This window comes from Caproicibacter fermentans, from assembly GCF_014303955.1.
Lineage (GTDB): Bacteria > Bacillota > Clostridia > Oscillospirales > Acutalibacteraceae > Caproicibacter > Caproicibacter fermentans.
On record NZ_CP060286.1, the window covers coordinates 1976276 to 1995564 of the forward strand.

The 19289-nt window shown below is 46.7% G+C and carries 11 protein-coding genes and 2 pseudogenes; 3 read left to right on the top strand and 10 right to left on the bottom strand.

Annotation, left to right across the window (positions count from 1 at the left end; translation table 11 throughout):
* Positions 1-435 precede the first annotated feature (435 nt).
* A pseudogene (locus HCR03_RS09745) lies at positions 436-1608 on the top strand (glycoside hydrolase family 130 protein).
* Positions 1609-1711: 103 nt separating this feature from the next.
* Here the strand turns inward: HCR03_RS09745 and HCR03_RS09750 are convergent.
* The 3 genes from HCR03_RS09750 to HCR03_RS09760 form a co-directional block, all read right to left on the bottom strand.
* A complete protein-coding gene (locus tag HCR03_RS09750; RefSeq protein WP_267459173.1) occupies positions 1712-2839 on the bottom strand; it encodes an MFS transporter in 1128 nt (375 codons plus the stop codon).
* Between the two features lie 175 nt (positions 2840-3014).
* Positions 3015-5201, bottom strand: coding sequence for an alpha-galactosidase (locus tag HCR03_RS09755; RefSeq protein WP_187034116.1), 2187 nt, complete (start codon positions 5199-5201; stop codon positions 3015-3017).
* Between the two features lie 52 nt (positions 5202-5253).
* Positions 5254-6072 (bottom strand): MBL fold metallo-hydrolase, encoded by an 819-nt coding sequence (locus HCR03_RS09760; protein ID WP_187034117.1) that lies wholly within the window; start codon positions 6070-6072, stop codon positions 5254-5256.
* A gap of 310 nt (positions 6073-6382) precedes the next feature.
* Between HCR03_RS09760 and HCR03_RS09765 the strand changes: the two genes are divergently transcribed.
* Entirely contained in the window at positions 6383-7630 is a 1248-nt protein-coding gene (locus HCR03_RS09765; protein ID WP_187034118.1) for an IS110 family RNA-guided transposase, read from the top strand.
* Positions 7631-7701: 71 nt separating this feature from the next.
* Here the strand turns inward: HCR03_RS09765 and HCR03_RS09770 are convergent, their stop codons facing one another.
* From HCR03_RS09770 to HCR03_RS09795, 6 genes are all read right to left on the bottom strand, one after another.
* Positions 7702-10110, bottom strand: a complete 2409-nt coding sequence (locus HCR03_RS09770; RefSeq protein ID WP_187034119.1) for a glycoside hydrolase family 31 protein — start codon at positions 10108-10110, stop codon at positions 7702-7704.
* A gap of 19 nt (positions 10111-10129) precedes the next feature.
* Positions 10130-11722 carry a response regulator gene (locus tag HCR03_RS09775; RefSeq protein ID WP_187034120.1) on the bottom strand — a complete coding sequence of 531 codons (1593 nt, stop codon included), beginning with the start codon at positions 11720-11722 and terminating at the stop codon, positions 10130-10132.
* 35 nt (positions 11723-11757) lie between these two features.
* Positions 11758-13344 carry a sensor histidine kinase gene (locus HCR03_RS09780; RefSeq protein WP_267459174.1) on the bottom strand — a complete coding sequence of 529 codons (1587 nt, stop codon included), beginning with the start codon at positions 13342-13344 and terminating at the stop codon, positions 11758-11760.
* A gap of 319 nt (positions 13345-13663) precedes the next feature.
* Positions 13664-14503 (bottom strand): carbohydrate ABC transporter permease, encoded by an 840-nt coding sequence (locus tag HCR03_RS09785; protein ID WP_187034122.1) that lies wholly within the window; start codon positions 14501-14503, stop codon positions 13664-13666.
* Between the two features lie 13 nt (positions 14504-14516).
* Positions 14517-15395 (bottom strand): carbohydrate ABC transporter permease, encoded by an 879-nt coding sequence (locus tag HCR03_RS09790; RefSeq protein ID WP_187034123.1) that lies wholly within the window; start codon positions 15393-15395, stop codon positions 14517-14519.
* Positions 15396-15605: 210 nt separating this feature from the next.
* A complete protein-coding gene (locus HCR03_RS09795) occupies positions 15606-16904 on the bottom strand; it encodes an ABC transporter substrate-binding protein (RefSeq protein WP_187034124.1) in 1299 nt (432 codons plus the stop codon).
* Positions 16905-17592: 688 nt separating this feature from the next.
* On the opposite strand from HCR03_RS09795, the gene HCR03_RS09800 reads away from it, so the two are divergent.
* Complete coding sequence (locus HCR03_RS09800) at positions 17593-18885, top strand: MFS transporter (RefSeq protein WP_187034125.1); 1293 nt, start codon at positions 17593-17595, stop codon at positions 18883-18885.
* A gap of 224 nt (positions 18886-19109) precedes the next feature.
* On the opposite strand, the pseudogene HCR03_RS09805 reads toward HCR03_RS09800, so the two are convergent.
* Positions 19110-19193 (bottom strand): annotated as a pseudogene (locus HCR03_RS09805) (hypothetical protein); the annotation flags it as partial.
* Positions 19194-19289 lie beyond the last annotated feature (96 nt).

Below are 19289 nucleotides of genomic sequence, written 5' to 3' on the forward strand. Positions count from 1 at the left end.
CATGATATAGAGGCTTCCTGGCTGATGGATTGTGGATGTAATCTTCTGCAGGTTGACCGGCTGTCTCAGGAAATATCATTACTTCCGAACTGGCAGACCAGATTTACAAAACGGCTTATCACAGTTATTCCGTCTGGAACGAATGTGACCGGGGCGAAGAAAACAAAATGAGCGTTTGGTGGGTACAGTCTGAATTGATGCTCGGATTTATCAACGTCAATCAGAAAAGCCCAAAGCAACCGAAATATCTGAGGGCGGCTGTGGACATCTGGAATTATATTCAAACAAAAATGAAAGATCCCCGGCCGAACTCCGAATGGTTTTAGCAGGTGGATGACAGCGGCAACCCCGACCGTCAAAAGCCTATGGTGGAACCATGGAAATGTCCCTACCACAACGGACGTCTTTGCTTTGAAATTATAAGGAGGAACGTCGATGCTGAATGCCGAATATGATCGTCAGCTCACGAAACAGGAAGCGCTGATTACAAAAAAGAGCACGCCGGAGGATTTTTACAACGACATCTATACCCGCTGGTGCAATCCTGTTCTGACGCGGAACCACATTCCGTTGATTTGGAAGTATGATCTTGACGAAGAAACAAATCCCTTTTTCATGGAGCGGCTTGAAATTAATTCAACGATTAATCCCGGAGCAATCCAATTAAACGGGAAGTTCTATTTGGTCGCAAGGATTGAAGGATGCGACCGCAAGTCGTTTTTCGCGTGGCGGAAAGCAATTCGCCTGTGGACGGTTTTCGGTTTTGGGATTATCCAGTTCAACTGCCCGATACTTGTCCGGGTGAGGTGGACGTATATGACATGCGTCTGACAAAGCATGAGGATGGCTGGATTTACGGAGTCTTCTGCTCAGAGAGCAAGGATTCCTCCTCCAGTGATTTATCCGCCGCGACCGCCGCCGCCGGAATTGTGCGCACCAAGGATCTGAAAACATGGGAACGCCTTGATACCCTCGTGACAAAACAATCTCCCCAGTAGAGCAACGTCGTGCTTCTTCCCAAATTCGTGAAAGTATGCTTTTTTTACCCTCCCGATGGACGGCTTCCTTTCGGCCGGTTCCAGTGGAGGAATCGGCTTCGGAACGTGTGATGATATCCGCCACGCTGTAATCGATGAGGAAACAATCACAAGCACCCGCCGCTTCCACACCGTCGCGGAAGAGAAAAACGGTGTGGAAGCAACACCGATTTATATGGATCAGGGTTGGATTCATATCGCGCACGGCGTCAGAAATACGGCTGCAGGCCTGCGGTACGTGATTTATGTATTTGTAACGGACTGCGAGGAACTCTGGAAAGTAATTTCGGAACCGGGCGGTTACCTGATTGCGCCTCTTGGAACCGAACGTATCGGCGATGTTTCCAATGTCGTGTTCACTAACGGTGCAATTGCACTCGATAACGGTGATATTTACATCTATTACGCGTCGTCGGATACGCGCCTGCATATGGCCTCCACTACAATCAGCCGCCTTCTGGATTATGCTTTCCATACCCCCGAAGACGCTCTGCGATCACCTGACTGTGTAAAGCAGCGCTGTGCGCTGATCCGGCATAATCTGAATATTCTGAGGCTGACACGTGAATAAAGGCAGGACTATCTCATATTGTCTCACACCTTGAGTTCCCATAATCTTATTCAATGTGCAACATTCATTTTTCAAACAAGGCCTAGCGAAGGACCATTTCCTTTCAGATATTTTCAGCTCTCCTTTTTGACAGGATGAGACTGACAATGCCGATTGCAGAAAGTATGCTCCACGATGCGACAACGGATTTCCACCCCAGCATATCGGCGGCGAAGCCTGTTAAAACTCCGGAGCTTGCCGCGCCTATGTATGAGCAAAAATCAAGGCAGCCCGCAACCGCCGATACTTTGTTAAAAGCTCGGAATTTGAGCGGTATAATCGTAAGAAGCAGCGTATTTGCCCCATACATGCACGCATCAATAATGCTTAACAGCACCACCGTGATTCCGATTCCGGAGCCAAGGCTTATAAGAAGAATTATGCCCGCTATCACCGAACATGAAAAAAGAACCAGCACGGACCTTCGCTCATTGCCGTGAAATCTTTTATTCAACCAGCCTGAGCATAAGATACCGGCCATACTCATAATCGGTATTACCAGTGAAATCAGGGAAATATCCGAGGAATTGATATTTTGCGTCGCCTTTAAAAAGGTCGGAGCCCACAGGGACAGACCGTCTTTAATAAACCCTTGCACAAAACATGCGACCGCTATCAGAAATAATCTGTATTTAATAAAAACTTCTCTCATATTTAAGCCTGAATTTTCCTGAGTTCCGCCGGTTTTCTTCACGGAATAAGCTGCAGGCGATTTGATTCCCACATCATTCGGGTGATCGCGCACCTTTGCGACCCAAACGAACGAGTACGCCATTAAAAGGGCAGCCGGGATAAAAAAGGCAAATCTCCATGACAGCGCGGTGATCGCCTGCCCCATTGCACCCCATGAGAACAGGTAGCCGGCTATCATTGACAGAGAAAGGATAACCGAAATACGCGTGCCTTTATTCTCCGGAAACCAGGCCGAGACTGTTTTTACAATTGGCCCCCAGAGCATGGATAGGAAAAAGCCGTTGAAGGCCCATAAAACCAAAGTTAACGAAAAATTTGAAGACAGGCCCACAGCAAAGTTCGCGGCGGCCGACATGAACAGACCGATAAAAATAAAATACCTGCTTTTAAATCCGTCGCCTATGTACCCGTTGACAAGCTGCCCAATCGCATATGCCCAGAAAAACGCGCTTCCAATGATGCCCGATGCCGCGTTATTCCAGTGAAACGACGAGGACATTCCCGGGAGGGCAATTGCAAGATTTGCTCTTCCAATATAAGCCGCCGCATAGGCGAGCCAGCATAACAGAAGGATTTTTTTTCTGCCACTTTTCCATACTTTTACCAGTCACAATGAACCCCACTTTAATTTCTTTCAGTATTCGCAGCCTTTTTAGCAGCCCTGACAGATAAGTTCATCCGATCTTTTCAAGACGCCACATACGGCTGGTAAAGTCTCCCGATTCCGGCGCGATTGCAATTCCGATATTCATCAGTTCGTCACCGCCAAAAATTTCACCCGTCTCCGACTCTTTGTATCGGAAGCCCGGGTTAAGGCCTTTTAGCTTTAACAAAGTTATCGGCGCGAACGGTTTTGCCAACGTCCGGAAATCATACGCAACCGCCTTTTCTTGATTTTTAGAAACGAAAATCCACGCTGTTTCCTCCCCCTCGAACGGGCTGAGTAGTCTGTAAAAATCCCCAAACTGCACCGTGTTCCGTATTTCCTTATAGATCTTGATCTGATTTTTAATTTCTTCGGTATCTTTGCCGGACAATTTTGTTATGTCAAGCTCATACCCCATATTCCCAGACATCGCCACATATCCTCTTGTGGCGAGGGGAGTTTCGCGGCCTGTTTGCCAATTGGGGCAGTCGGATACATGGCAGCACATTGAAACAGGCGGATACACAACGCTTGTGCCGTATTGTATGCTCAATCTGCATGCCGCGTCGGTATTATCGCTCGTCCAGGTCTGCGGCATATAATAAAGCATCCCGGGGTCGAATCTCCCGCCTCCTCCCGAACACGACTCAAAGAGCACATGCGGAAAACGGGACGTCAGTTCTTCAAGCACGGAATAAAGGCCCAAAACATATCGGTGAGCCGTTTCCCTTTGCCTTTCGGCAGGAAGTAACGGCGAGCCGATTTCCGTAAGGTGCCGGTTCATGTCCCATTTTACGTAACCTATGCCGGAAGCGGACAGCACCGAAGACACCGAACCAACGATATACCGGCATACATCCGTCCGCGACAGGTCCAGCACAAGCTGATTTCTTCCTTCGGTATACGGCCGCTGACCGACGTGCAGGCACCAGTCCGGGTGCGCCCTGTACAATTTACTGTCCTCCGATATGGCTTCCGGCTCAAACCACAGTCCGAATTTCAATCCTTTTTGTTTTATAGTTTGGGAAAGAGCGGAAAGCCCGTTCGGAATTTTTTCACTGTTGCATTCCCAGTCGCCGAGCGAACATGTATCGTTCGTGCGTTTTCCGAACCAGCCGTCGTCAAGCACCAGCATCTCAAACCCGATTTCCGAAGCTTTTTCGGCATAGGTCAATATCTTATTTTCGTCGAAATTAAATCCGAAGGCTTCCCAGCCGTTGAGAAGCAACGGCCTTTCCTTATCTCTATATTCGCCCCTGCAAAGGTTTGAGCGATAAACATCGTGATAGGTACGAGACATGCCCCCTAACCCATTTGAAGAAAAGACCATGACAGCTTCCGGAGCCGTAAACTCTCCGCCTGGCTCGAGAAGCCAGCAAAAATCAAAAGGATTGACCCCTATCGCCGCACGCGCCGTATGAAACTGATCCGCTTGTACAGACGCAGTAAAATTGCCGCTGTAGACCAGATTGAAACCGTATACCTCGCCGTAATCCTCGGTTGCGTCCCGCCTCATAAGGGCAAAGAAGGGATTTTCCTGCGGGGAGCTGACGCCTCGGCAGCTTTCCACAAGCTGCGTGCCCTGTAAAACCGGTCTTTTAACCACGTTGCGTTCATTGATATATCCGCCTGAAAGCGTAAGCATATCAAACGCGTCGTCACGGAAATCCACGTTTGCGCTGAGAATGCGCAGCAGTTTTAACCGTTCGGTGCCTCTGTTTTTCAGCACGGCCCAACGGGTGATGACATCACAGTTGTTAAAGATCGTATAATAGAGCTCCAGCTGGAGGCAAGTAACCCGGTCATACAGCACCAGCTCAAGCGTCTGCGCCTCATCGTCGGCGGCATATGTAGCGGGCAGTCCCAACAAACGCGGCTTTCCGTTCGTTATTTGATAGGACCGGTAATAAAGCTCGGACAGAACGGAACCGTCCTCACGCTGAACCGTCACGGCGGGGGATCTGAAATCACCGTTGCCGTACGACGGGTACTCCTGCGGAAGCCAGTCAAGAGAAAAATTACGATCATAAGGGTATGGATTTGGTGAAAAACCTCTTTCCAAAAACAGAAGACTTCCGCACCCGTTGTAGGTGCCGACTCTTTTGCCCCAATAGATGTGGGCCGGATACTTGTCCTTAACAATTTGCAGAATATAGCTTTGATGCCTGTTATAAAGATGAAAAACCTTATTTTGAGGTTCAAACAGAATCGGCATAGATTTGCCTCCAATTTTTTATACAAGGAGCTAAAAGTAGTCGACTCACCCTTTATATTTGAATTTCCATACCATCGTACGCGGTAATAAATCCATGCGGTAACGACATTGCCTTGAGTTCATCGTGCAGAAATCCGCCGTTATGCGAAAAATGACTGATGATAAGTACGGTGCCTCCGCCGATGCACCGCTCCTTGAGCAACCTGTCCTTTACCTTGAGACATGCCGGAAAACCCATATGGTAACGCATGCACGGGCCGGGCCCGTCCGTACAGTCGAGTATTGCCGCATCGATCCTGCGTCCCTTCAGAAACTCCCATGTTTTTTCCGGGAATATTCCCGTATCATGCCCATATAAAAGGACCTTGCCGCCGATATCGATGAGGTATAAAAAGCATTTCTCATCCGGGATATGGTCGGCAAGTAAAGGCGTTACCTTCGCTTCGCCCGCACAGAAGGTATGAAACGCCTCTACCTCTTTAAAAACGATCCTGTTTTTTTTATCTTCCTCGACATTTACACGCATAAACTTTGCCTTCACGGAATCGCTGCCATACACATAAAGCGGCTGATCTCGATTTATATGCGCGTAAGGTTCTTTTCTCATCATGATGTCTTCCGGATAAAAGTGATCGTCATGGGAGTGCGTAACGATGATATGTTCAACGCGGCTCAGTTCAAAGTCTTCGTTCAGCTCGTGCCAATACGTGTCGGGCGGAAAATCCACCATATATTTTTCGTCAATCAGGCAGGAGGATCGCGTCCGGATGTTCTTCCCGCGTTTTTCCCTTGCGCGCCTGCAGTTTTCGCATTCACAGAACAGTGCGGGCCAGCCTTCCGCAGCGGCTGTGCCCAGAAATTTAATTTTCATTATTATGACCATTCCTTTCCGCTGCGCTGCAAGGCATAAAAGGATAATGAAACCTATATTTCCTAACGCAGCATTCAAATATTTGTTAAAATGTACTTGAGGAAACAGGCACACTACAGAGCACGTGGAGGTGAGTGGGCACAGCCTTGTCGGCTGACCGCATTATTATGTGTGCCGGATGCTCTTTCAAGCACAAATGAATGGGGCATTGTACCCCGTAAACTTATCTTTGGAGAGACAAACTACTCGTTTTTCAGTGAGCGTTCAGTCCCTGCCTGCGCCCTCAAATATTTTTTTGAGGGGATGTGTTATGCTCAGAATTGTGTATCCCACCTGTTGTGGGATGGATGTTCATAAATCCTTCGTCATAGCCTGTATTGCTTCGACCAATCCGCAAGGTGTCACCACCTACAAAAGCAAGCGGTTTTCCACTTTCACCGGGGATTTGCGGAGACTCGCCGTATGGCTTGCAGAAAATGATTGCCGGGATGTGTGTATGGAATCAACGGGAAAGTATTGGATTCCAATCTACAACATTCTGGAGCCGACATGCAAGAACGTTCTCGCTCACCCGAAGTATGTCAAGGCTATACACGGGAAGAAAACCGATAAAAAGGATGCAAAATGGATTGCCGACATATTTAAGCACGATCTTGTGTCCGGCAGCTTTATTCCACCCGCCGACATCCGCCAGCTTCGGGATTTGGTACGCTATCACTGGAAGCTTACCAATTTCACCACAGGTGAGAAAAACCGCGCTCAAAATTGCCTGACTGTTTCCAACATTAAGCTCGATGATGTTTTCTCGGATGTATTCGGAAAAGCCTCGTCCGCGATCATCGAGCACATCTTGCAAGACCCAAGCAAAAAGATCAAAGATGTTTCTGCTTTCAGAACCAAAGGAATGAAGGCGTCCAATGAAGAAGTCCTTGCCGCTGTGGACGGTGAAATGTGTGCCGAACAGGCTGAAAAGCTCCGCATCATCCGTTCCCACATGGACGGCCTAGAACTCTGCAAGCTGAATCTGGAATCCTTAATTCTTTTCACGGCGGAAAAGTATCTGCCGCAAATCAACCTTGTTCTAACGGTGCCGGGTATCCAATCCTTTTCCGCAATCGGAATCCTTTCGGAAATCGGAGTGGATATGTCCGTGTTTCCCACCTCGAAGCATCTGTGCTCTTGGGCTGGGCTCACGCCGCAGAACAACGAGAGCGCCGGGAAAAAGAAAACCACCAGAATCAGCCGTGCCGGAGCTTACATCAAGCCTCTGCTTGTACAATGCGCCCTGTGTGCCATCCGTGCCAAGCAAAATCCAGAAATCCGAAACCGTTACCTTTCTTTGAAAAAGCGCCGCGGCCACAAGAAAGCGATTATTGCCATTGCCAGAATGCTGCTGACCGCAATTTACAACATTCTTAAAAAGAACGAACCGTACAACCCGGATTTATACCATCAATCTGACAAACCTCCGGTACACCGTGAGGTTTCTGCGGACGAGGCAATTTTTATCTTGCAACGACAGGGTTATCTGGTCTCTAAGCCTGCGAGTACACCGTAGAAAATTATCCGATTTTTTGACTGCCTCCGGGCGGTCTGCTTTGCTGTGCCCGTTCAAGGTTAGTGCTCAAATTACCTTGTTTCAAACTTTTTCACCTCACAAGGAGTTTCATTTCCGCTTACGATAATCTCGTGTGCTCCCTTCGGAACGGTAAAGCACACAAGTCCTTCTTTCCTTTCAAATCGCACTCGGCAGCCGTTTACTGCAACCCGTCCGGGCCGTATCCCCGCTATCATAAGCTCATCATATCGGCTTCCGTTCTCAAAATTGCTCTTTTCCGGATGCACCTCAATTTTCAGCGTGTTGGCGTCGGCGTTAGGATATGTTACCGTGATCTTTTTTATATTATAAATGCCTTTTTCATAATCAAAGCTTTCACCGTCGTCTTCATAATGTTCATAGCGGGCGTTGCCGGGATAAATGAGAAATCCGCACTGTACTGCGGGTTTTTCCCCCGTGTACTGCATGACCGGCCAAACGGGTATTACGCTCCCCGCGCGGATATAAAGCGGGCATATGTCAATCGGAGCTTCCTTTATTACGTGTTTTCCTCCCGAAATTTTTTCATTTGTCCAGAAATCGTACCACTGCCCGTGAGGAAGATAGACGCAGCGCGCCCTTTTCCCCTGTTCGACTACCGGTGCGGCAAGCACGCTGTCCCCCGCCATAAATTCGTCGTTTATGTCATAGACGTTTTCATCGTTCTGAAATTCCATAAACAGCGGTCTTATAACCGGTTTCCCCGACTCAAGCTGCGCGTGGAATAAATCGTAAAGGAACGGAATGAACCTGTAACGTAATTCGATATATTTTCTGCAAATTGTTTCGGTCTCCGCCCCGAAAGCCCACGGCTCCTGACTCCGCGTCCCGCTGCAGGAATGATTTCTGAAAAGCGGCGATAAGAAAGCCGCCTGCATCCATCTTGCCAGCAGCTCGGGCGTGCAGTCGTATTGAAAACCGCCCACGTCGGCGCCGCAGAATGCGATACCGCTGACACCGAGATTCATGAGCATCGGCAGCGACATTCTCAGGTGCTCCCACATGCTTTGATTATCCCCGGTCCAGACAGCCGAATATTTCTGCACACCGGCATAGCACGCCCTTGTAATGACAAAAGGTCTTTTGCCGGAGCTCTGTTTCATTCCCTTGTAAGAAGCCTCGGCCATCAGGCTGCCGTATATGTTATGCGCTTCCTTATGGATAAGCCCGGGCGAACCCCCGAACCGTATTCCGTCCGGGATTATCCCTTCGAAAACGGCCGGCTCATCCATGTCGTTCCAAATTCCGTCAACGCCCATTTCTGTCAGACGGCTTTGCTGTGCGCCCCACCAGCGGCGTACCTCCCCGCGGGAAAAATCCGGAAAAACAGCTGCGCCCGGCCATACCTTATTAACATAGGGATTGCCGCTTCCGTCTTTCAGAAAATACCCCTTTTTCATACCCTCCCGAAAGACTTCGTAGCTTTCATCCTTCTTTACGCCCGGGTCTACAATTGTAACTACCCTGAAGCCCATCGACTTGATTTCGGCCAGCGTTTTCTCCGGATTTGGAAAACGGCATTGATCCCATGTGAAATCACGATAGCCTTCCATGTAATCAATATCAAGGTACAAAACGTCGCACGGTATCCGCCTTTTTCTGAACTCTCCGGCGATTTCCAAAAGTTTTTCCTGCGGTGCGTAGCTCCACCGGCTCTGCTGATAGCCAAGCGACCACAGCGGTGGCAGCGGCGTTCTGCCCGTCAGAAAAGTGTAACGTTTTAAGACATCCGAAGCGCGGGGTCCGCTGATAAAATAGTAATTCAAGTCGCCCCCGTCCGCCGCGAAATAAAAATATCGGTCGTTTTCTTTACCCATGTCAAAATATGATTTATGCGTATTGTCAAAAAAAATGCCATAGGCGTTATTATGCCGGACAGACAGAACAAAGGGTACGGATTCATAAAGCGATTTCATTTTCTCAACATGGGGCGACGGTTCATCCGTATTCCACATTTCATAGCGGCAGCCTCTCTTGTCAAGCCAGCCGGCGGTCAGGCCCAGGCCGTAGAAATGCTCGTCGGGAAAAAGCTTTTTCAAGCAGACAACGGGGTAAAAAGGTTTGTTTTCTTCCACGCCGATTCCCTCGGCGCCCGCGCTGCCGTCAAGGCTGTATCTTTCGAAGGGCTTCCTTTCTCCTCTGTAATCCAGGCAAAGAGCGTTGAAAGCCGTATCATAGAAATCCACTTTAAAACCATTGCTGATTTTTATGGTAAGCGCATCCGTCCGGATCAACAAAGCGCCTTCTTTTAATTCAGTTTCAAAACCGCATGAGTTTTTTAACTTTTGTGTTACCGCCCATGATTCCCTTGCCACGTCTCTCTCGGGCACGCATACCCTCACAATTTCCGGCGTTAAAACTTCCACAAAACCGCAGGTTTTGTTCATGCGCAGTTCCACCCTGCCGCCTGTTCTTTTATACTCAATACGATCAGAATCCATATTGCCCCTCCCGACTTCGTCAGATTCTAAGATTCAAGCTTTTTTCATACTCGCTCGGATTAATTTTGTAATACTTTTTAAAGCATTTGCTGAAGTACGTGGCGTCGGCATAACCTACCAGCGATGCGGCTTCGGTGTTGCTTTTTCCCTTTTGCAGCAGCTCCTTTGCCTTTTCCATTCTTACTCTTGTGATATATTCGTTTACCGTCATGCCCATTTCCTTTTTAAACAGAAAGCGCAGATAGCTCGGATGGAAAAAAACTTTTGCGGCAATATCCTTGATCGTAAGATTGCCTGCATAATTCTGATCGATATACTCTTTTGCCTTTTTTACCATGCCTAACGAATTTATCTTCTTTCTGCTTTTTAAAAAGGAAATAACCCGTCCGTAGACCGACTGGACGAATGCATTGACCTCGCTTATGGTCCGGCTTTTCACGATTTCTTCAAACGGGCTGAAACCCGCTCCGAAAACCTCGCTTCTCAAATAGCCGTATTCCGCAAGAAACGAAAAGCAGTCGGATAAAAGCTCGGTATACAGGATTAGTACAAAGTCGATGGAAATTGCCTTCTCAAGCAGGGAGCAATAGATGTCATTGATTGTTTTCGAAACTTTATCCTCGTCAAGCAGTCTCGCATACATCAGCAAATCGTTTTTTAAACCGAACGGGTACATTTCTTCGCCCACCCCGCTCATTTTAAGGGTACCGTAAGATATGACCCGGTTGCCCCCCAGCAGAAACTTGTTTTTCAGCGCTATGCGCGCTTTTTCGTAAGACTCCGGAATCTGTTCCGTTTTCCGGCAGACTGTGCCGATGCCTATCGATACGGAGCCCCCGTACATTTTTCGGATTTCCGAAATAATCCGGCCGCAGGAGCTTTTGAAATAGCCTTTCATTCCATCCTTCTCAAGATGGACAATGCCAACCAGACAATTCTCCTGTACAACTGAAAGACATTCGGATTCCGTTATTGAATACAGCCTTTTTTCAATAAACTTTTGGGTTTCAGCGTTCCCCGCAGCGAGCAGATCGGATTCCAGAATGACTACAGCCGACGGAAAAGGCGGCAGCTTCAAATCAAGACGGTTCAGTTCCTTTTCGGCTTTTCCGATATCCCCTCCAAAGCTGCCGGCCAGCAGCTTATGCAGGACGGCTTCCCGGACAACAGGGATATTGTCGTCGCATTGCTTTTTTAATGAAAGGATCAGATCCTTTCTGCTTTCAACGTCGCGCAACGTTTCCTTAACCTTTAAAATACTGTTAATCAGCTCGCTTTTCTCGAAAGGCTTGGAAATATAGTTGGATACGCCTATCTCTACCGCCTGTTTGGCATATTCAAACTCATTGAAGCCCGTGATGAGGATGATACAAATGAAGGGATATTCTTTCTTCACCTTCCGTGAAAATTCAATACCGTCCATCCCCGTCATATGGATATCCGCCAAAATCACGTCCGGCCTAATATCGGGAAGGATCCTCAAGGCCTCCTCCGCGTTTGAGGCCTCCGCACATATTTTAAAATCGTACTCTTCCCAATCAATGCAGGAATTTAAATACCTTCTGAAGTAAGCTTCATCATCCACAATCAAGATTCCGTACGTAGCGTCCACCCCTCAGCGAAAAACAGATTTTTTCAGTCTCCTGATTATGAGTTTTCGTCGTTCCAGTTTTCGATTGCCGGAATATAGATATCCACGGAGGTTCCTTTCCCTTCACGGCTGCTTATTCTCAGTCCGTAGCTGTACCCATAATACAGCTTGATGCGCTCGTCTATATTTTTAAGGCCAAACGAGCCGCTGCGGCTTGCGCAATCGCCGTTTATAATCTCGGATATTTTTTCCTGAGACATTCCGGCTCCGTTGTCATTAACCTCAACGTCTATTTTGTCTCCGTATTTTTTTACGATTATGCGAATGACTCCGTTTGCTTCTCTGCCTGCCAGACCATGGGACACAGCATTCTCAACGATCGGCTGTAAAGTCAGCTTTGGGATTTTGTATTTCTTTAGTCCTGCGTCACATTCCAGACTGTATTCGAACGAATCGGAATACCGGATCTTTTGTATGGAGAGATAATCCTCGGTATTGGAGAGCTCTTTTCCCATCGTTATGATTTCATTGCCGTTGTTCAAAGCGGTGCGGTAAAAATCAGCCAATGATTTCACAGCCTTCCGCGCCTTATCCTCTTCTCCCATTTCAATCATCGCGTAAATCAGTTGAAGCGTATTGTATAGGAAATGGGGTTTTATCTGCGCCTGGAGCAGGTTCAGCTCATACTTTCTCTGTTTTTCCTCATGCCGCCGATTGTTGTCAAGCAACTCAACGATACGGCTTTTCATGAGGTTAAAGCTTTTCGCAAGCAAACCCACGTCGCCGCCCTGCTCCACTTTGGTAACTGCGTCAAGATTCTCAAGGTTCAGGTTCTGCACATCCCGGATAAGCCGGTAAAGAGGCTTTGTAATTGAAAGAGATATTACATCTGAGAACAAAGCTGAAACGATCAGGAACAGGAAACCGAGCAGGATAACCGTCAGAGATATTCTGCGGCTTTCCGCCGTAACGCTCTCCATCGGCGCCTCGCAGATAAGCCGCCATCCCATGGGAGAAAAAGTAGTTTTTGTTATAAGCGTTCTTTTTCCTTTTACAGAGGTTATGATATGGCCGTTTTTATTGTCCACAACCCATTTCCTTATCGTGGAATCGGCGACCGGCTTCAATACGGCCGATTTATCCTCCGATGAAACAACAATGCCATTTCTGTCACAAAAGAAATACTGTGCCGAGCCTGCGCCGTCGTTTATATTTGAAAAAACGCCCGAAAAAGTGTCCTCATCTATCATCACGGCCATATATCCGATAGAGTCGCCCGTGTTGATGTTTACAATTTTCTTGCAATACGGCAGCACGGTATGACGGCCGCTCGTAAAATTGTAGCTGCCCATATCAAGCCACATGCAGTCGTTTTCTTTGCGGCTCAGAAAGCTATCGGTTATCTTTTCGTAATTGTCCCCCGAAAGGAGATTATCTGACGTTATAATATTATTGCCCTGCGAGGTGATAAACATAATCCCATACATCTTGTGATAGACATAAAGGGTATTTCGGAAAGTCTTTTTTACAAGCATATCATTGTCAGGGCTCCAGCTCTCTTCCCGCTTTTGATCCGTATTGTTGATGAAATAGTTGTTAAGCCGTACCGTCAAGTCATTGGAATAACTTTCGGTATTGTCCATGATATTGCCTATCGTGTTTAACACAAGATGTGATTCATTGTCCAACTGGTTTATGGTGTTGTTAATCAGAGATCTCGAAATGTAGATGTTTGCAAAAATGGTCAGCAGGATTGTTTGAGCTGTGATAAGCAGTACATACACCATGTTAATTCTATTACGTATGTTAAGATTCTTGAACCAGTTTTTGAAGCCCAATGCAATCAAGCGAAAAAAACAGATCATTGCAAACCAATATCCCCTACCGTAAAATCAGCCTTATATTGATAACTTCTACTTCACATCATTTCGCCGCTTCAATCAATACGGCGTCAATTCAGCTTTAACCCTTAACCGCCGCGCCGACGGTCAGCGCGCTTTCAAGCTGTCTGTTGAAAAGCAAATAGATAATGATGGTGGGAACGCTGGCAATCACCATGGCCGCACCCATGCCGCCCCAATCCGTTTGAAACTGACCCTGAAATGTAACAAGGCCAAGCGGAAGGGTCTTTAAAACGTCGTTGCTGATAAGAACCAGCGCCATTGTGAACTCGTTCCACGAATACAGAAAAACAAAAATAATCATTGTGGCAATCGCGGGCTTAACAAGAGGCAGTATAATTCTGAAAAATGTAGTGTATATATTGGCGCCGTCAATGGTAGCCGCTTCCTCAAGCTCATATGGAATCTGCTTCATATATCCGTAAAACACAATTGTTGAAAAGCCAAGTTCGAAAGCGGTGTAAGGGATGATCAGCGAAAGAAGCGAATTCGACAGGTTAAAGTTCCTGACGATAATGACAAGCGGGACAAGAATAATCTGCACCGGTATATACATGCCTGCCATAACATAAATTCTTGACGCGGTTGACAATTTCCATTTCATGCGCGCAGTCGCGTATGAGAACATCAGGGACAATAAAATCGTCAAGCCAATCGTCGCCGCCGCAACCGCCACACTGTTGAGAAAATACATGGGAATATTATATTGTCTCCACGCATGAACATAATTTTCTATTCGGAAGACGGTAGGAATTCCGAAAGGATTTTTGAGAAATATCTCATTGTTATCTTTAAAGGAATAAAACGCCATCCATAGGATGGGATACAAGGAAACAGCCGTATAGCCGATTAGAAAGATATGCGTAAAAAGTCTTACGATCTTTGTGCCGATTCTTTTCATATCTGTCCCTCCCTCAGTAAAGCGTTTCGCTTTTCATGAGCTTATTGATAATGACGGTAATGATCAGGCACTCAATGACAAGAACCGTAGCGGAGGTACAGGCATAGCCGAACTGGTTAATCCTGAAGGCGGAACGGTACATCATATAGGTAAGCGTATAAGTTGACGTGCCGGGGCCGCCTCCCGTCATAATATACATATTCTGAAACGCCTTCAGGCCGCCCGTAACAGTCAGAGTAAAGCACAGCTTGTATGTATCCTTGAGAAGCGGGAACGTAATTTTAAAATACTGCTTGGAGGTGTTCGCCCCGTCCATTTGCGCTGCCTCATAAAGATGTTTCGGAATAGACTGCATCGCGGTATAAATTATGACAAGATAATAGCCCATGTACTGCCATGAATCGACAAAAGCAATAATGTAAATGGCGGTTGTGCTGTCGCTCAGCCAAGCCTGTCGGAAGGACATGCCGAAAAGCTCAAAAATCTGATTCAGCAAACCGTACTGGCCGTTGAACACCGAACTCCAAAGCTGACAGACAACCGTAACGGAAAGAACCACGGGGAAAAAAAGCGTCGTTCGCATAAAGGTTCTACCCTTAACCCATTTTAGTGACAGCAGCACTGCGAACAGCGAGCTGAAACACACCTGATACACTACGAGCACGACGGTGTAAAGGACGACGTTTTGCATAGAAGTGTAAAACAGAGGATCCGCGAACAACTTAAAATAATTGTGAAGACCGTTGAAAATGGGAGCCGACAGCCCGTCCCAATTAAAAAAGCTATGGTACACCGTGCTCATGATGGGTATAAAAACCACGGCGGTAAACAGGCACAGAGTCGGCAAAATAAAGACCAGCAGATTGACCCTGTCAAGCAAGGTTTTTCGCATTTGAATTCACCCTTTTAATGAACTACCCCGCCGCAGGCGCCGGGGTTCGAATCCGCGCTCCTCGGCGCGTATCGATCTAATTAATACCGTTTTCTCAAAAGAAACGGGCTTCCTGACTTTTTTCAATGAGCAAACGAACCGCAATTTTGCCTGTTTCATCTGCCCGTTCCATGTTCAGGAAGCCGTCTCTCATCTAAAAAGCAGCAATAATTATTGATTTATTGAACCTTGCACACTTTGAGTAAACTGACTTACCGGATACTTACCCGTAAGAAGCTTGCTTGTCTCGTCTTCAATGCCTGCTTTAAACGTTGAATTCGTAAGACCCCAGTCAAAGCATGTCATGGTTTTAAATTTTGAGGAATCCTCGACATATTGTTTTTGAATCGCCGTATACGGTTTTTCCGGATTTACCGTCTCCTTCAGGATGGGATTCGGATCCCCGCGCTTTATAACTCTTCCCTTTGCAAACGCCAATGCGAATTTACAGCAATACTCCGCCGCGATATCCACATTTTTCGAACGGGGATTGACACCGAGGCCGGAATTATAACCGCCTCCGCTCAAATTCCACTGCACGGTGTCCGCATTCTCTTTGGAAGCCAACGGGCAGTACATATAGCCCACTTTGTCGCCCATGGAAGATCCTAAATCGGAAAGTGCCCACGCACCGCTGATATACATCGCGGCTTTGCCTGACTTGAACATGGCCTCGGCATCATCCGAGCTGACATTAAACACATCGGCTGGGAGCAGCCCGTTATGAATCAGTTCAGTCATTTTGTTAGCGGCATCGACATAGGCCTTATCCGAAGCCTTTGCTTTGCCGTCGTTAAGGTCTTTAATCCCGTTCGGATTTTCCCTTGAAGCAAGCATATCAAAGAGCTGCACGCCCGGCCATTTTTCTTTTCCGAACAGCGCGAGGGGGACAAAGCCCTTGGCCTTAATTTTTTTGACGGCGCTTAGGAACCCTTCATAATCTGTGGGAACTTCAACCCCGCATTTTTTTAAAACCTCTTTGTTATAGTAAATCAGCGCCGCAAACTGACCCGCGTCAGGGACGGCATACGTGTGCTCGGAACTATCCTTTAGCAGCGATTGTGCCGATGGGAGCAGTTTGTCGCTAATACCAAATTTTTTCACATAGGAATCAAGCTTGAGGATATTGTTGGATTTTTTGAACGATTCAATAATATCGGTTGTCGCGTTAAAAATATCCGGGAGATTATTTGTCGCCGCATATGTTTTGAGCTTCTGATTATCGTCCTGAGCCATAATTTCCAGCTTAAGGTCAACATTCGGCATTTCCTTTTTCATTTCAGCCACAGCATAATCATACGGCTGCTTCTCATCGTCCGCCGAATACTGCGTATAGATTGTCAATGTTACTTTCTGGTTTGGAGCCTTTGAACTTGAGTTTTGGGCACTGTTTGACGCGCATCCTGAAAACAGCGGAGCCAAGCAGCATACCGCGAGTACCGCGCTTGTGATCTTGAACGACCTTTTCATTCCATTCTCATCCCTTCTTGTTTTTCTATATGCAGTATAGCATCAGGAGAAAAGTAATAGAATGTAAAATGTGATGTTTGCTTGTGCAATATGACTATAGTCTTCAGCTTTACAGAGCAATTATTATTTTATATAACTTATAAGTCCCATGTATCTGGAATGGAATAAACCGTGTAATCGCAATTGAGAAGCTGCCTTCCGACTCGTTGCCGCATACCTGATGGAATACGCTGAAGACTGATCTGATGCAAGGGCGTATTTTAGCGCCGTAGCCATTCGCAACGCTTTTTCGACCGCTGCATGATTCATTTTTTCGGAGTGAAACTGCAAACTTCTATTGACACTACCATATAATCGTCTATTTGTAAGTCAAAACCTTTAATTTTCAGGCGTTGGTTTTGAGAAAAATGCCAGTTACAGTCTTTGCTGCAAATAAGGGCGCTGTATTTGTATACGGCGGCCTATTTTTTAGCTTAAAGATACGATATTATTAAAATGTAATACAATAGAAAGCAGTTCGTGCACAACTGTTCTTCAATTTAGACAAAAGCCATAATAGTAAACGGCGCTCAGGTAGAATGAACCGTGCGAGCAATCGGCCCAGGAGGAGAGAATCTATGCAAATATGAGCCGGAATATTTATACCAGTTATAAGAATATCGATCATAATTTACAAGGAGAGAGAAAAATGAGCGAATCAATTCAACAACACAGACCAAATCCAATATGGACTGCAATTGTATGCGGCATGGCATCTTATATCGACGCAGCATCAATCGTTAGTTGGGGCTTAATTGCCGTCATTTACCAGGCAATTTATCACCTTAGTGCAGGGCAGATCGGTATCCTTTCTGGCATGCTCACATTTTGTATCGCAATTGGCGCGCTGTGTGGAGGTTATCTTGGCGACCGTTTCGGGCGAAGAACAGTCTTCCTTTTTACAATGATTGGCATATTGATTGGTGCCATCGGTATGATCTTAACTTCCTCATTTAGCTTAATGCTCGTGTGTTCTGCTTTGGTAGGACTTTCAACAGGCGCCGATTTGCCTGTCTCACTCGCTACTATTGCTGAAACATCAACCGATGAAAAGCAGCGTGGCACTCTTTTGGGCCTAAGCCAAATATTATGGACTTTAGGTATGGTTGCTGCAATGGTAATAGGGATGACTGTGGGTAATCTCGGAAAAACAGGTGCTCAAATTATTCTTGGACAAATTGCCGTTGTTTCAGTATTAGTTCTGTTAGGGCGCATCTCAATTCCGGAATCTGCAATATGGAAGGCGACAAACGCAGCGAGAAAAGCGGGAGTGCAAACAAAGAAAGAGGAAAAAGTATCAGTCGGCCATCTTTTCCGCGCCCCCTACGCTGTTCCTTTTGTTTCTTTGATCCTTTTTTATGGTCTATGCAACGCCGCTTTTAATGTTTTGGGGCAGTACGGAACTTATCTTCTTGTCAATGTGGCAAAAGTAGATGTTTCGAAAGCCTCGTCGACAGGGCTAATACAAATCCCACTCCTGTTGATTGGTTCTCTCCTCTTCATGAAGACTGTGCGCACTAAACGGCGTATCTTCTATTTTTTACTTGGTACCATTGGATATTTGGTTGGATTTTTACTTCCCGCAATATTAGGCGTCACATTAAATAGTTATATTTTTACACTGGTATTTTCGGGAATTTCTTTCTGCTTCGCCGGCGAAGCAATCATGAAATTCTGGTGCCAGACCTCGTTCCCAACAATGTATCGTGCTACGGCGCAAGGTACAATTATTGCTGTTGGACGGTTTACCGCCGCCGGTTTTGCAGTTGTCGTTCCGTTTATAATTGCAGCTAATCCGCGTCTTTTGTTCGTTGCTATGGCTGCCGTGTGCTTTGTGGGTGGCTTAATCGCCTGGGCAGCTTTCCGCAAGAGTAATTCTACGAACGAGGGTATTGAAAACGAAGCTGTCGACAGCGAAAGAGAGTCTACAGCAGCTAAATAATCTGGCGATACGAGGTTAGCGGAAATCATAGACATACCCGCGCATAGTAGATGCATAGGAACTTGTTTTGGGCGGCGGTCATGTAGACAAAGTAGGGTTTGCATTCTGACAGAAACCGGTACGCCGGCTTGTCTGCCAAAGACTTCTTCAGGTAGGTGCAAACGAATCTGAATTAGTGTTTTGCGCAGATGCGGTGAGTAACGCTTTGTTGTTGGAATGCTTTTGACCTCCTGCTTACTGGACTGGTTCACAGCCGGTTCGACTTCCGCAAAGTCAACCAGCGAACTACGATGTGGGAAACGGCGCACATCGCCAATCTCACGAACGCACCGATATCTCGACGTGACAATCTGCGTAAATCAAAAATTTTGAATGAGAGAGGCGGCTGACGGACTCCAGTACGG